Origin of the sequence: Pseudomonas sp. IPO3774 (assembly GCF_013386835.1) — a bacterium.
Lineage (GTDB): Bacteria > Pseudomonadota > Gammaproteobacteria > Pseudomonadales > Pseudomonadaceae > Aquipseudomonas.
Genome location: NZ_JACAQY010000036.1, coordinates 24,875 through 38,445 on the forward strand (window position 1 = coordinate 24,875; position 13,571 = coordinate 38,445).

Here is a 13,571-nt window from a genome sequence, read left to right on the forward strand (position 1 = left end):
TTTTCCTGAAGAGTTTACGCAGGGCCGGGGCCGGTCGGCAGGACAACGCCCTGCTCGACCGGCCTTCTGGTTTCGATGAAGAGGAATGGCATATGAATCAGCGTGCCAGAACGGCCAGTAAGGATTAGCCGCTGCACGGGCTCGCCAATCAGGCCTGGAATAATCATCCTGCTACCAGCTACCTCACCGTTGTAGCGCATGTAATAGCCCGTTCCGATAGAACTGATCAGCATCCACTCGTTCCGCGCGCCGAAAGTATCCGAACCGTTCCAAGCCTCGAGGTATTGGTCGTTGAGCACCTGGTCGCGGTGACTGTAGTTCCAGACGCCATTGGATCGCTTGTAGCTGACTGCATTGTTTCCGGAGTCGAACACCACCGTTGACGACCCTGGCGCCCAAACTCGCACGCCGTGGGTCTCGCCGCTGATATAACCGCCGGAAAACACCACCAGGAACTCGCACATATAGGCCCGCATAAGCGGATACAGCTGCGCGGTGTTCTGCGGGTTGCCTGGGAGGTTCGTGATGGTGAACACCACCACCATACCGGTCCATGCGCCTGGCGCGCCCTTAGCGGCAACGTAGCCGATGACGGTGTTAACCTGCGAGGCGACGTTGCGTGGCCTGGCGAACACCAGCGGCGGCGTCGGACTGGTTGATACGCCGTAAAACGTGTATTCCAGGAAGATCGCCACCGGCGGGATGCCATCCCTTTCCTTGTAGAGGCGGATGTCAGTCCAGCCGGCGTTATCGACGTGCCCAGCGCTCTCGCCGACCGCGATGAAGATCGGATTGTTCTCATCGACGGCGAGGTTACCCCAGTCGTTTTTGATCCTGAATCCGATGCTCATGAAGAAATCCCGAGGATCAGAAAGCAGGACACGGGCGCTGCGGACCATGTCAGCGTATTGCCGTCCGCACTGATCACCACAAGTGGCACAGGAGAGAACCCCACGTTTTCAGCAGGCATCAGGCTGATATCCAGTTTGAAACCCGCATACTGCGTCAGATCCAAGCTGCCACCGGCGTTGCTCTGCGTTCGGATCGACTCCATTTTTCGGATTGTTCGAACCGTGCTATCGAACGTGACCTGCTGATTCGCATCACGGCACCGAATGATCGACGTCATACCATCATCTCCCCGATTTCAATGCGCAGGCCGCCGGCGGCGTCGTACCAGTGCTGATATTGGTCCGTCATGACCATGCGCGTCCCACCCACGAGCCCGTTCATGAATATCCCAGCCTGCGGGTCGATCACGAACCGTGGTAGCCCGCCGGCACCTATCTGCGAGCTCACCAACTGCCCGTAAATCTGGCCGAAACCGATAGTGATGCTCGCCACGTCAATGGCCTCGGCGCGCAGCTGGCCGCCAATCGTGGTAATCGGCGTGAATCCGTCATTGGCAGTCAGCTTGCCAATGCTGATGGGGCCGATCTGCGCTTGCTGGATGGATGCTTCTTTCACCAGCAGTGTGTTGATGTAGACCCGCTCGTTATCCACGGTAAATGGGTTCACGTAGTTCGGGCCGTGAGCACCTGGTGTGGCGAGCCAGAAGCGGTTGGCCAAGATGGAAAAGTCAGCCACCTGGCCATTGTTATAAGCGCCGAAGCCACTGATAAGCCCGTTTACGTCGAGCCGGAGCGTGTATTGAGCAGACAGCCCCTCAAGCGCCGAGGAATGGGTGCTAAGGGTCTGCTCGATAGCTGCTGACTGGTCATTCAGGTTGCTTTGCAGCGTTGTGATAGCTCGCGCGGTCGCTTCAAACTCGTTGACGATTGTCTGCTGATCGCTGACGTACTTCGCGTCGGAGTTATCCATCCGCGCGACCAGACTCATCATGTTGCGAACCTGGGTTTCCAAAGCACTTGCAAAGGTCTCGCTGTAACCGGTCAGCACCGCCTCAGCGGTCTCAAGGCGCGACGACATGCCGTTCAGTGCCTGGGTGGCGGCGTCCTGCAAAGTAATACGCGCCGATCGCTCGCCGACGATATCGGCCTGGGCCTTACCGACGCTGACCTGCATCAGGTCGATTTGATGGGCGATTGCCTGCTGATCGGAGGTAATGACTTCCTGCAGCTGCGTGATAGCCGCCTTCACGTCTTCGCCGGTCTGCACCCGAATATCAGTGATTTGCCGGCGGATCTGGACGTTGTCGTCATCGCGCAGGAATCGCTCAGCGGACGTCAGAAGCCTCGCCGACTGCGCGGCCGCATCCAGCATTGCTATCGTCTGATTCAGCCCTTCCAGGTCGATGGCTTTCGCCAGCGCTTTTGCAAGCTCGCTCTGACTGGTCTGGCTGGTGATCAGCTTGAGCAGATAGTCGATATCGAGTTGCGCCTCGATGGCGGTGCCGGCCGGGCTGTTGGGCGGCCCCTCAATGCCCGAGGTGGAAACCCAGGTGATCCAGTAGAAATACACTTTCCCTTTCTTGGGGTCGTTGGGGTCAACTGCATCCCCTCGAATTGTGTCGCTGTACATCATGCCCGTGGCGCGACTGATCTGCGTCGCCCGACCGAAGTTATCGGTTTCACTGCGGTAAATGTTGGTCAGCGAGTGGTTTCGATAGAGCTTGTAGGGGTTATCCCAGGTCAAGGTGTTCATGCCGAACACGCCAGCACCCTGGAACCCCACAGGGGCAGGCGGTATTGCCCGGTCTGGCACGCCAGGGCTTGGAACCAATCCGCCGTTACCACCTGGCTTCCAGCCTGGCCGGAGCGTGAACGCACCGCTTTCCAGCAAATCCCGGTAGGTCAGCTTCTTGTCGAGGCCATTCCCGCGATTCCCCTCGCCCGTCTCAATGATCTCAGTCAGAGCACTGAAAAACGGGCGCAACTCCGCCGAAACCTTGCTGCTGGGTGCAGGAAGGCTTGAGCGTTTTGTCGTCATTAGGTCAACTCAGAGGGTGTGTTCGCAATTTGGATAGAGAAAACTTCGGTCGAGCCGGACGCTTCCACCTGCCATTCGCGCGCATCCGCGAAACCCGGCGGCAGCCTGAACATCTGGTTACTGCCAATTTCGGCGTCGAGCGCAGTGGTGCCATCGGCGATCACGCGGAACCGGACCGGAAACGCCGCCGCCACCACCTTTCCGCAGCTGAAATTGGCTGAGCCTGGTGGAAACTCGAATACCTTCGAGCGCCATCGGTAGGTCATTGGCGGCCCGCCTCGCCACTTGGCAATCGTGTTGCCCTGGATCAGATACAGCGTGGAGGCCGCAATGTCGTAGTAGGAGTTGGCCGCCTGGGCGTCAATGAACTCGATCCCCTCGCCTGGGGCCAGTGCAAAGCACCCGCCGTCGTAAAACGCGAGATACCGACCTTCGTATCGACACGCATGAATCGATGCAGGATTCAGCGCTTGCCACTGCTCCGGCGTCAGCACCCCGTCGGTGATCAGTTGAGGCTCACCGCCAGACACCGCCACCAGCCCCTCGGTCGACGCATAGACGACGTACTCGCCCATATCGACCACCGACCCCCTGGACACGCACACACGGTCTGCATCCGGGTCAGCAGCGCTCATCGCCGCAGGCGTTGTGCCGGTGACCAGTCGTGGACGTCCGGTGGTGGCAACCACCAGCCCGGCAGTGGTGACGCCAATCCCGACTATTTTGTCAGGAAAGGAAATTTGGTAATCAACCGGCCAGGCGTGCGGGTGATACGGCTCGCAAAAGCACAGCGTGTTGTCGAAGAACCCGGCAAATATGCCGTTTGGCATCTCGACCAGGCCGACCATCGCCGGATCTGGCATATCCCAGGTGAGCGACGGGCAGGCAATACCCAGCTCATCGCTATTTACGTCGTCCACCCAACTGCCTTGGGCCACAGGGAAGTCAGCCAAATACAGGAATTCACCGCCACTTTCCGACCGGTAGAGCCGTTTGGTGACGATGTTGTACGGACCGTTGGGCGACGGCGGCAGTTGAACGTTGACCTTACCAGGCAGTTGGTCGCCCGCGCCGTCCCAGCGGTTGATGATGTTCGACGCAGGGCTGGGCGGCCCCTCTTCGCCATAGGCTGAGACATAGGTCACCACATACGTCGCGCCCACGGTGGTGGTCGGCGGTGCTTCACCGCCGGCTGGCTCTGTCACCAATGGCGCGCTGACCGGAGCAGGGATGCCCAGCCGATAAAACCCGGATGGGTATGGCCCGGCGCCCTGAGTGGCGACACCGATGGGGGCCATCTTGGGAAACGAGTCGCCGGTCCAGTACACCCGCGACCAAGCATCCTTCGCCAGCGGGCTTTTTGCTGCATTGACCTGCTGACCATCGCCCCAGGCAAACCAGAACCCGGCGCCGTTGTTGCCGAATGGGTACCGGTAGATAGATGACGGATTGATCACGCCGCCAATCCCAAGCACGGGCAGCGGCGCGTTTTCAGCCCGCAGCGACCCCTTGCGCAGGTTTACGTTGCGGGCCGCCTGGGCGTTGGTCGGCTGCAAAAGACGCGGGGTCAGTGCCGGCAGCTCGCCCTTGAAAGACGTGATCGCAATCGATGTCATGGAAACCTCGGTGTTTTCATCCTTATGCTGCCGGACTGGTGGCCGGCGAGCGCCTCAGATCGGGCATTGGTGCAGAGGGCATAGAACGCTGCCTGATCCATCAGGGCGCGCTGCATGTCGGACCAGGGTTTCTCGGGCATCTTGCACAGCCAGTACTGGGCGCCGAGCATCAACGCCTCACAGTAACGGTCCAACAGCCAGTCCGGGGGCACCGCCACAGTGGAGCCAAACGTGGGCCGCACTACCACATCAGCGGTCAGCCCCGAAGGGCCACCGGTGACAATCACAGTGTCCGGCGAAGGCTGGAACACTTGGTAATGTGCAGGCCGACCATCCTGATACAGCGCCTGGATGCGGATCGGCTCAAGGCCTGGACCGGCGGTGATCTGCTGCTCACCATCGGACAGCTGGATTCTGACTTTCCAAGCCGGCACCTCTGTGCACAGCTCGCGCAGCGCCCAGACCACACCGTCACGGATAGAGGCGATTACCACCCCCGGCACGTTTGGCAGGATCTGGTCGACCAGCTGGCTCACGTTCATTGCTGCGGTACCTGTTGTTGGGATGTGGCGGCGACCGGCAGAGGGCCAAGCATGCGATCTGTCTGCACTTTCATGCCCAGGGCAGCCTGGAACATCTGGAAGTGCATCGTTGCGCGGTTGAGGTTGGCCGCGTGTTCGGCGTCTTTCGCGTAGGCTCTGGAGAGGATGTAATCCACCAGCACCGGCGCAAACGAGTCATCGAGGCGGATCTTTTCAGCGGCCGAGTCGGTGGCCATCGCCTGGGCGTGCGGGTCTGGCACCGACGAGTAAATGATCTCCAGCTTGCTGGTGGCCATCGCCGGCGGGTAGACATAAAACTGACGCGGTGCCGCTTCGTCGAAGATGTATTGCTCGATCTCTTCAACCTGTTGCTCGGCGTGCCACCGGCGCCTGGTTGAATCGATGGCGCCCCGGGTCGTGAGAATCACGCTCAGCCCACCGCCCGCGGGGGTGATATTGCGCACCACCTCCAGCAGGCGCAGGCCGCCCTCGGGGATGGATTGCCTGGTGCCCGGGGCGCAAGTAATTTCGGCCGTGACGGAACTGGCATTGGGCTTGATGTTGCAAATTGCCGCATACCCTTCATTCAGCCAATCCAGCAGCTCGGTGTTTGCCCACCGGGTGCCGTTGGAAGTGACCTCCTGCAGGATCTTTTTGGCGCGGGTCAGGATGTTGCCTACAGTCGTCACGGCCACGTTTTACACCTCTTGCATGTAGGAGAGTTTCGCCAGCTCGGTAGTCCATACGAACTCGCAGCCGGTCCTGGTGTTGCGCAGCAGACGATTGCCGGTGACCGGCGCCTGGCGTTCTTGATCATAGTCAACGTCTTCGAGATCAGGCGCCTGGGCCTCGGCCAAAGCAGAGGCTGTTGGCGGGTCGCCTGCTACCAACTTCATGTTGATGCCTGAGATGCTGGCATCGCGCACAAGCGCCTCGGGCAGATACACCTGACCGTCCTCGCCGTTCACGGTGACAGGCCCGACGTGACGCCCGGGGCCAGGGTCGGCTGCGACCTGCACAGTCTCAACAGCAGCAGTTTCTGCAGCTGCGGCGTCGCCGTCTGGTTGGTCGCCCTCCGCCGCTTGATCAGCACCATCACCCGATGCCGCGTGCGCAGCGGAGTCAGTACCGGCTACAGGATCGCCGGTAGTCTTGGGATCAGCGATGCCAGCAGTGCCGGCATTGCCAGGTTCCAGATCAGGGTTCGGCGCGTTTTCGTCGTCGGCTTCGTCAGCCAGGGCCTTTTCGAGCCCTGCGAGCAATTCGGAGCGTAGTGTGTCCTCGCTCTTGCGTTGGTCAGCCTTCAAGCCCAGATCTTTGAGCATTTCGAGCAAACCGTCTTTGTCGGCTGTTTTTGCCTTATCAATCAATTCGCGAATCATGATTTTCTCCGAGGAAAGCAAAAAGCGGCCTGGTGGCCGCTTATGGGGTGGAGATGATGGTGATCAGCGGCTGCAGTACAGGTTGCCGATCGCTTTCGGGTCGATGACGCCGGAACCGAACACGTTCAAACCACGAACGAGTTTGCCGAAGTCGTTCGGGTTCGGCAGGGTTTCCATCTTGGTCATCTGGCTGGCAAAGGTGAGGCCTTTCTTGTGACCGAACATCACGTTGCTCGCCCGCTTTGCCGCGGCCGCATCGTCCACTGCGGTGGTGTTGTTGCTGATGTACACCGTGAAGCGATCGAGCATGCCGACCTTGCCGTTGCGGAAGACCGAAGTGGCATCACCCATGATGCTCGCATCACGCAGATCAGACTTCTTCAGCATGCCGTTCATCCAGGCCGGCAGCACTACCCAGCGGCCTTGCTCGGGTACGTTTTGCTCGTCGAGAACGGTGCCGCAGTCCACCAACACATCCAGGATGTTGTCCTTGGTGATCTGCACAGGCGCGCCAGCTTTGCCGAGATTGATGCCGCCGGACTTGGCGCCGGCGTTGTCGCCGCGGTTGGCCGCTGCAGCGTCGGCGTAGTGGCGGTTCAGCAGTTGGGTGTCGATAGCCACCTTCATCTGCTCACCGCCATCGGTGCTGAACTCGTCCATGAGCTTGATATCGGCCTGGTAAGCATCGACGTCGTTCACCTCGAACGCGAAGTACTTGCCCTGGTCGATCTGCAGCGTAACTTTGTCGCTGACCGGCTTTTCGTAGACCACACCGCCGCCGATCTTGTAGTCCTTGATGACAATCGACGGCACGGTGCGGATGTTGATGGTATCGCCCTGGTTCTTGATTTCGCCTTCGTAGTCGGTGTTGGCGATTTCACCGAAAACGGTTGCGGCGTACAGCTTCTGCACCAGCTTGCCCGACCAGAGCGCCGGGATAAAACCCGAGGCACTGGTAGAGCTGTAGTCTGGATGCCCTGCGGCGCGTGCTGGACCTGCCATGGTGTAGCTCCTATTTCCTGACGCCTCGCGGCGTTACAGAGCGCGTGCTATCGCGAAATGCGACCATTTGCTACCGCGTCTGAAATGTCCTGTTCAATCGCAGCCGCTTCGGCTTTGGTGTACCGCTTGCCCAACGCCACATCCTTATAGAACTCGTTGATTTCAGCATTGCTCCACCACTTGCCCTCCGCCGGCGGCGTAGGATCGGTGCGAGTGGAGCGTGGCTGAACGTTTTCCGGTGGGATGGTGCGATCTGGGCTCGGTGCCGCCGGTGCGGGCTGCGCGTCTTTGAAGGCCTGGAACAGCGCGGCGGCGCGGTATGCGTCGTTGGCTGTCTGGGCCTCGATCAAAAGCTGCTGCCGCTCTTTGCCGGTGAACGTGTCCATGTGGCTGAGCCACTCATGGAACGCGGGCAATCCGTTGATCTCAACTGCGTCAGGAACACGCTGAATCAGTTGCCGGAAGAATTCTTCCTGCGCCTGCTCGGCCTTTTCCTGCTCGCTTTTCTGGGTTTTTTGCTTCAACCCCTCGAGTTCGGTTTTGATCGTGTCCAGCTCTGCGGGATTGGCGGCAGATGCCTGGCCACCAGCCACTCGCTGAATGAGTGCAACGAGGTCCGGCCCGTAGCTCTCGATCTCCTCAGGGGTTAGATCCGACACTGCGCGCTGCACGGCATTGCCTGCGGGCTTTTGCGCCTTTGCCAGTTCTGCGGTCAGCCGGGACACTTCCTGTTGCAGCGCCGGTACTTCGGCGTTGTATTTCCCTTGCATGACTTTGAAGCGTTGCTGCCAGTAATCAGCACCATCGTCGCGGGCGGCCGGGGCCAGGTCCGTTTTGGTGGGAGCTTGTGGATCTGAGATCACCGGCGCGTCGGGATTTGCTGCCGGAGCCGCATCTGGTGCGGGGTTCTCGGCCGGCTTGTTCAGTGCTTCCTGAATCGCCGTTGCTTCATCGATTTGCGCCTGTACGTTGCGGGGTAGCGTGCTCATTGATCGTGTTCTCCTTGGGTAGAGCCGGCAGGTCCGGGCTTCTGGATGTGCTACTGGTTCCGGGCACTTGGCCGAATGTCCGGAGAGTGGCCACAAAAAAAACGCCTCAAGTGGGCGGCTTTTCTGTAGCTACTGGGATGACCGCGAGGTGCTTGCCTGGATTCGCTCAAGCGCCTCGCGGGATTCTTCAAACGACTTGATCAGCTCCCTGGCCAGGCTCGCCCGGCCCTGAGCCCTGAATAAACTCTCCAGGTTGTTCACCCCCTCCAGGCTCTGCTGGGCCTCCATCAAATGGCTGCTCAGTATCTCCTTGAGGTGCTTCCATTCCGGGCTGTTGGTCAGATTGACCAGGGCTTGCCACTGTTGGTTGCTGGGTTTCATTGGCTCCGCCACCTGCATGTTGAAGTTGGGCGACCACGGCGCCGTTGCTCATGCCGAGGCGCTGGGCCTCAGCGCGGGTTTTCTCGGCCTTCGCGGTCAGTTCAGCCGTTTGTGCGGCAGTTTTCTCGGTTTCCGCTTCGACCTGCTGTCCCACGGCAGCGGCTTGCTGTTGCTGCTGTTGGGCCTGCTGCGCCTGTTGTTGCTCCTCCCGTGCCTTCATCTCGGCTTTCGTTGGAATCAGGCCGGGCATATCCAAGCTTTCAGCAACTTTGCGCAGGATCGCTGCCCTGCCTTCAAGACCGAGAATCTGCATGTCGGTCGGGTTGTTGGTGAAGCTCAGGAACTGCGTGCGCGCGTTCAGCGTTTGCTCACGCTGGAGCATCGCGTTTGCGCCCCGGGCCACGACCTTGCAATCGCCCTTGATGGCGTTGTCATCGGAGTAGCGCATGTTGAACAGCCACAACGCTTCGATGACGCGGCGAACCACCCCACGGTCGATATGGCGGATCGCATCCTTGATCCCCTTGTTGGCCGACTCCATGAGCATCGACAGGCCGCTGGCCGTGTTGCCTGCACCGCCGACCTTCTCCGCGCCGTAGATGTAACGCGGGATGTTCGTCGCGTCGTCCGCGCGCTTCTCCCATGAGTCATAGACCGCCTGGAGCTCTCCAGCCATGCTGACGGGCTGGTAAAAACGAATCACCGGTGACGTCGCCCCTCCCTGCATTCCTGGCGTCTGGCCGCTTTTCACCCGCCAGCGTTTCAACGGGTACATCTCGTTCGGGTTTTCACCTGGCTGCAAGCGGTCTTCATCCACTTCCACCTGCGGGCCACTGGCAAACGCCATGTTATTGGCCTGGGCACGAGCTGTTGAGCCACAGAAGTCCTGCACGTCACTCATCAGCTCAGGAATTGCCATGCCCCAGAACGAGCCAGGCACGATCTGAAACGACGCCTTGTGATATGGCCGGCCGCCCAAAGGGTTGCGGTTGAACACACAGCGGATAACGTGATTGCCGATCAGGATTGCATCTACCTGGTACTCATCAAGCACGTCCGGCACCTGGGACGGATCAATTCCCCATTGCAGCAGCATCAGCCCTTGGGCGCCGCCCCAATAGTGCAAGCCTTCGATGGTTTCGCCGTTGTTGATCATCCAGTCGCCGGCTTTATCCTCAAGCCGTGCGCGCTGCGAATCCGTTGCGAGCCATTCGCGCAGGCCACCCTGGCCATGTTCGGTAAGCACGGCACGAACCGCGTTGTCGCTGTAGCCTGGAACACCCGTGAGTGCGTTCAGGCGCGACCGTGTATAGCGTTCGCGCTCGATGATGAATGCGCCGTCATCGGTGTTCGTCGAGTCTGGCGACGGGTAGATATCGAAGGGCGAGACCCGGTGAAACAGGGGCTGAATCTCCTCTGTTTCGATCATCTGCCAGTTTTGGCCCCAGGCAATCTGCGGCACACGTTGAAGCAATGGCCCTTTAACGAATGCCGCCGGATAGATAGTGAAGTCGTCGATGAACTCCTCGAGCGCGGTTTCCCACCCGCCCTCGGCCAACTGGTCGGCGATAAGCGTTTCATGGGCCTCGCTTGCCTCCTTGGCCTTGGCCTGGATGAGTTCACGCAGCTTCACTTCCAGTTCGGTCGGGTCAGGCATCGTCTGTGGCGGCGTTTTTTGCCCCTGCCCTCCCGGCTCACCCTGCTGGGCCTGTTCACCCTGCTGAGACTGCTGGGACTGCTGGGACTGCATCATCTGCTGGGCGAGCTTCTGCTGAAATGCAGCAAGAAACTCGGGCGGGATGTCCGCCACCGGTGTTGGATCAAGTCCCCACGGGTGACCATTGACCGGGATCAGGATGTCACGAATCCATGAAGCACCCGCTCGGCACTTGGTGGTTGTCAGCTTGGGATAAATCTCGCTGCCGCCAGCTTCCCGAATCGCCTGGAGCTTCGTCTCCTCATGCTTTCCTTTCTGGCGCCGCGCGCAGTCCAGCAGCCGATCATCGATTTCACGCTTGGCGTTTTTGGCAGACTCGAAGCACCGACGGATGTGCGCTGCCAAAGACGACTGCACCTGTAGAGCGCGCCGGCTTTGCAGCGCCTGCTCCTCAGCGGCGACGTCATCAGCATGCAGGTCTGCGGCGCTCCTGAATTGCAGCAAACCTAATTCAGCCATGGATCATTGCCTCATGAACATTGTTGATTTCAGCCTGCCGGCCGGAGCGGCGCAATTTCGCGCCGTGCTCTAGTTGCCGCAGGTTGGCCAGCAGATCCTGCATGTAGTTGACAGGGTCGGCCGCAAACTCGGCCAACTTGACGTTGAGTGTCACGCCCAGGTCGTGAGCCATCTCGAACTGCACCCGAACTGCAGGGTGCGCGCCATCCGGCTCCTTGATCTCTACCGCGTCGACTTGGACCAAACCGATATCTCGACGCAGCTGAAAGCTCTGGACGGTGAGCGGGGCAACCAGGCGGGCTATGACGTCGGCGACCTGCTTCCATTCAATAAACATAGTGGTCATGTGTGCGCGCTCCAGTTGCGTCGGGCTCGATCTGTGTTTGATGTTGTTGGGGTCGAGGGAATTGCCCCTGCCGTAGCCTCGAAGACTCCGCAGCGAGCTAGGGTTTCAAATGCCTTGGCCCCGTGGCTTGCCCAGTCGTGGCGCGGCTGATCTTTGTACACGCCCAACCTCAAATCCCACTCCTTGCGGTAGTTATCGATGCAGTCAATCAGCCGTGACACGCCCGCGGTTCTGGGCTTGCCGGTGTCCGCATCGCCGGTTGATTCCCGGGTGTCCTGCTCATCCTCGGCGAACCAGCACAGCGGCAGGAAGTTACGCACCGCCTGCACGCCTTCGCTGTTGCGGGAGACGCGCGGGACGATCTGGAACGTGATCCCGTACTGCTTTGCCACGTCGATTCGAGATTTTCCCGTGCCGATCTCGCGCACCACGATGTCGTGCGGGGCGTAGTGCGCGCCGTAGGAATACCCCAGCTTTTTGAGCAGGTCGCCGTAGTACTCCATGCCCTCGCCGGAATGCTCGATGTAATCGATGATGTGCACCTGGCGGCCCACCACCTGGAACAGCACGATGGACATAGCGTCACCCATGCCCAAGTCCCAGGCAGTGAACACCGGCAAGGTAGGGTTGCGAGTCACCGCCTTGGTGATCCGGCCCTGCTGTCTCAGATAACGCATCTGCGTCAGGTAGTAGGCACCCTTGATACCCTGGTCAAACGCTTCGTCAGGCGTGGCCGGGTACTCACGTTTCATGTCGTCGTGCAGCGCTTCGGCCTTTTTGGCGTACCAGGCTTGCTGCGCGCGATCCAAACGGATGCCGTATTTCGTTGCCAGCTCGGCGAAGTACTCTTGCAGCCACTGCGGCACCACCACCTGGTCGTATGCCTCGAGGCGATACGTGGGGTCTTTGAACCAGGGGAAGAAGTGGAACTGCCAATCCATCACCGTCGGCGTGCGGCCGGCGTCTTTGATGGCCCTGGCCAACTCACAATAGGTGAAGAAGTAGCCTTCACGACCCTCGGCGGTGCTTTCGATTGTGACCCGGTTCCCCAGGCCCACCGCCTCAAACGCACCGGTGACGATCTCCTGAGCCTTGTCCGGGCTCAATTTGCAGATCTTGCCGAACTCAGAAACATGGAGGCGCTGGAGCGTGCCACCCCGAAACGACGTCGACACCTGGATGCTTGAGCCATTGTCGAAAATGTAGCCCTGATCCTTGTCGCTGCGCGGTACCGGCAGGCGCATACCGATCAGCTTGAAGATTGCCGACCAGGCCGGGTCGCCTGACAGCTTTTCGTAGGCAAACCTGATTTTGTTTCGGTAGATCTCCTTAGCGTCCGGCAGCGTGTGGCAGATACAGCCAGCGCTGTAGTTCCTGGTGAACAGGCAATCGTCGAGTGCGTCGATCATCTCGAAGGTGGTGAAGCCCAACTGCCGGGCCTTGAGGATGATGTCGCGGTTATGCTCATCGAGGAACCGCTCGCGCTGCTGCTGATTCGGCTTGAAGCGCCGGACCTTGCCGTTTTTGTCCTTGATTTTGTACAGGGCGTTGAGCCTGTACCACTTGTTGCCCAGGGCTTTCAGCAGAAGGGCTTTGCCTTTCAGCTGCTTGGCGAGGTGCAGCCCAATGAGCTCATCGCCCTCGCGCACCAGGCGCTGACGGTCCGTTTCATTCGCCATCACCAGCAGCCTCAGCCAGCAGATCCTCAAGGGATTTGCCTGCGCTTTCTCGGTCTTTGTCGGTATCCAGGCCGTGGGCCTGACGCTCCAGCTTGATCAGGCGCTCAATCGACTGCGTGGCGTGGCCGAGGCTCTTACCAACGTAGTCCAGTGGGATATCGATCTCGATAGCCTTGTTGCCCTGGATCATCACCTTGATTTTTTCGTTCGCGAGCTGCTCGGATATACGCTCAATGAACTGCTGGGCAATGCCGCGCGCACGAGCGATCAGCACCTGGTGGCCGCGCACGAGCTGCGCACCAGCCTCGGCTGCCTGCTCTACAATCTCGGCGTCGTTCGTTGCCTCAGTAACTTCAGCGGCGGCGGCGCGCCCGGTTTTCTCACGCACGCGCTGCCGGATCATCTCCGATAAGTCTTTCTGCCACTCTTCCTTCGTAGCGCGGTTACGGATACTGCCTTCCGACACGTTATGCCGGCGGCCGAGCTCGCGGTTCGTATAGCAGCCCGTCCGATAATCCCTTTCGACGGCTGCCCAATCACATTTAGCAGCCATGGGGGGAGCTTCCTTT

13 protein-coding genes are annotated in these 13,571 nt (G+C 59.9%); all 13 read right to left on the bottom strand.

Going from position 1 to position 13,571, the window contains the following annotated elements:
• Positions 1-14: 14 nt before the first annotated feature.
• Positions 15-851, bottom strand: a complete 837-nt coding sequence (locus HYE77_RS19910; protein WP_177069183.1) for a hypothetical protein — start codon at positions 849-851, stop codon at positions 15-17.
• Entirely contained in the window at positions 848-1,129 is a 282-nt protein-coding gene (locus HYE77_RS19915; RefSeq protein WP_177069184.1) for a hypothetical protein, read from the bottom strand. The genes HYE77_RS19910 and HYE77_RS19915 overlap by 4 nt, the downstream gene beginning before the upstream one ends.
• Positions 1,126-2,889, bottom strand: coding sequence for a DUF1983 domain-containing protein (locus tag HYE77_RS19920; protein ID WP_177069185.1), 1,764 nt, complete (start codon positions 2,887-2,889; stop codon positions 1,126-1,128). Before HYE77_RS19920 ends, HYE77_RS19915 begins: the two co-directional genes overlap by 4 nt.
• A complete protein-coding gene (locus HYE77_RS19925) occupies positions 2,889-4,505 on the bottom strand; it encodes a hypothetical protein (RefSeq protein ID WP_177069186.1) in 1,617 nt (538 codons plus the stop codon). The genes HYE77_RS19920 and HYE77_RS19925 overlap by 1 nt, the downstream gene beginning before the upstream one ends.
• Positions 4,502-5,047 (bottom strand): hypothetical protein, encoded by a 546-nt coding sequence (locus HYE77_RS19930; RefSeq protein ID WP_177069187.1) that lies wholly within the window; start codon positions 5,045-5,047, stop codon positions 4,502-4,504. The genes HYE77_RS19925 and HYE77_RS19930 overlap by 4 nt, the downstream gene beginning before the upstream one ends.
• Positions 5,044-5,742 (bottom strand): DUF6682 family protein, encoded by a 699-nt coding sequence (locus HYE77_RS19935; protein ID WP_078826842.1) that lies wholly within the window; start codon positions 5,740-5,742, stop codon positions 5,044-5,046. Before HYE77_RS19935 ends, HYE77_RS19930 begins: the two co-directional genes overlap by 4 nt.
• A 3-nt stretch (positions 5,743-5,745) precedes the next feature.
• Positions 5,746-6,429, bottom strand: a complete 684-nt coding sequence (locus HYE77_RS19940) for a hypothetical protein (protein ID WP_177069188.1) — start codon at positions 6,427-6,429, stop codon at positions 5,746-5,748.
• A 63-nt stretch (positions 6,430-6,492) separates the two neighbouring features.
• On the bottom strand, positions 6,493-7,431 hold the full coding sequence (locus tag HYE77_RS19945; protein WP_177069189.1) for a hypothetical protein: 939 nt from the start codon (positions 7,429-7,431) through the stop codon (positions 6,493-6,495).
• A 47-nt stretch (positions 7,432-7,478) separates the two neighbouring features.
• Positions 7,479-8,420: a hypothetical protein gene (locus tag HYE77_RS19950; protein ID WP_177069190.1), complete on the bottom strand. Its 942-nt coding sequence runs from the start codon at positions 8,418-8,420 to the stop codon at positions 7,479-7,481.
• Between the two features lie 187 nt (positions 8,421-8,607).
• Positions 8,608-10,977 (bottom strand): hypothetical protein, encoded by a 2,370-nt coding sequence (locus tag HYE77_RS19955; RefSeq protein WP_177069191.1) that lies wholly within the window; start codon positions 10,975-10,977, stop codon positions 8,608-8,610.
• Positions 10,970-11,323: a hypothetical protein gene (locus HYE77_RS19960; RefSeq protein ID WP_167665334.1), complete on the bottom strand. Its 354-nt coding sequence runs from the start codon at positions 11,321-11,323 to the stop codon at positions 10,970-10,972. The genes HYE77_RS19955 and HYE77_RS19960 overlap by 8 nt, the downstream gene beginning before the upstream one ends.
• A complete protein-coding gene (locus tag HYE77_RS19965; RefSeq protein WP_177069192.1) occupies positions 11,320-13,002 on the bottom strand; it encodes a terminase in 1,683 nt (560 codons plus the stop codon). Before HYE77_RS19965 ends, HYE77_RS19960 begins: the two co-directional genes overlap by 4 nt.
• The gene (locus HYE77_RS19970) at positions 12,992-13,555 is read right to left on the bottom strand and encodes a hypothetical protein (protein WP_177069193.1); all 564 of its coding nucleotides are present in this window, start codon (positions 13,553-13,555) and stop codon (positions 12,992-12,994) included. The genes HYE77_RS19965 and HYE77_RS19970 overlap by 11 nt, the downstream gene beginning before the upstream one ends.
• Between the last annotated feature and the right edge of the window lie 16 nt (positions 13,556-13,571).

Bases quoted from the DNA above. Each gene is read 5' to 3' on its own strand.
- HYE77_RS19945 (WP_177069189.1), bottom strand. From the start codon at position 7,431: ATGGCAGGTCCAGCACGCGCCGCAGGGCATCCAGACTACAGCTCTACC.
- HYE77_RS19930 (WP_177069187.1), bottom strand. From the start codon at position 5,047: ATGAACGTGAGCCAGCTGGTCGACCAGATCCTGCCAAACGTGCCGGGG.
- HYE77_RS19960 (WP_167665334.1), bottom strand. From the start codon at position 11,323: ATGACCACTATGTTTATTGAATGGAAGCAGGTCGCCGACGTCATAGCC.
- HYE77_RS19915 (WP_177069184.1), bottom strand. From the start codon at position 1,129: ATGACGTCGATCATTCGGTGCCGTGATGCGAATCAGCAGGTCACGTTC.
- HYE77_RS19925 (WP_177069186.1), bottom strand. From the start codon at position 4,505: ATGACATCGATTGCGATCACGTCTTTCAAGGGCGAGCTGCCGGCACTG.
- HYE77_RS19965 (WP_177069192.1), bottom strand. From the start codon at position 13,002: ATGGCGAATGAAACGGACCGTCAGCGCCTGGTGCGCGAGGGCGATGAG.
- HYE77_RS19955 (WP_177069191.1), bottom strand. From the start codon at position 10,977: ATGGCTGAATTAGGTTTGCTGCAATTCAGGAGCGCCGCAGACCTGCAT.
- HYE77_RS19950 (WP_177069190.1), bottom strand. From the start codon at position 8,420: ATGAGCACGCTACCCCGCAACGTACAGGCGCAAATCGATGAAGCAACG.
- HYE77_RS19910 (WP_177069183.1), bottom strand. From the start codon at position 851: ATGAGCATCGGATTCAGGATCAAAAACGACTGGGGTAACCTCGCCGTC.
- HYE77_RS19920 (WP_177069185.1), bottom strand. From the start codon at position 2,889: ATGACGACAAAACGCTCAAGCCTTCCTGCACCCAGCAGCAAGGTTTCG.
- HYE77_RS19940 (WP_177069188.1), bottom strand. From the start codon at position 6,429: ATGATTCGCGAATTGATTGATAAGGCAAAAACAGCCGACAAAGACGGT.
- HYE77_RS19970 (WP_177069193.1), bottom strand. From the start codon at position 13,555: ATGGCTGCTAAATGTGATTGGGCAGCCGTCGAAAGGGATTATCGGACG.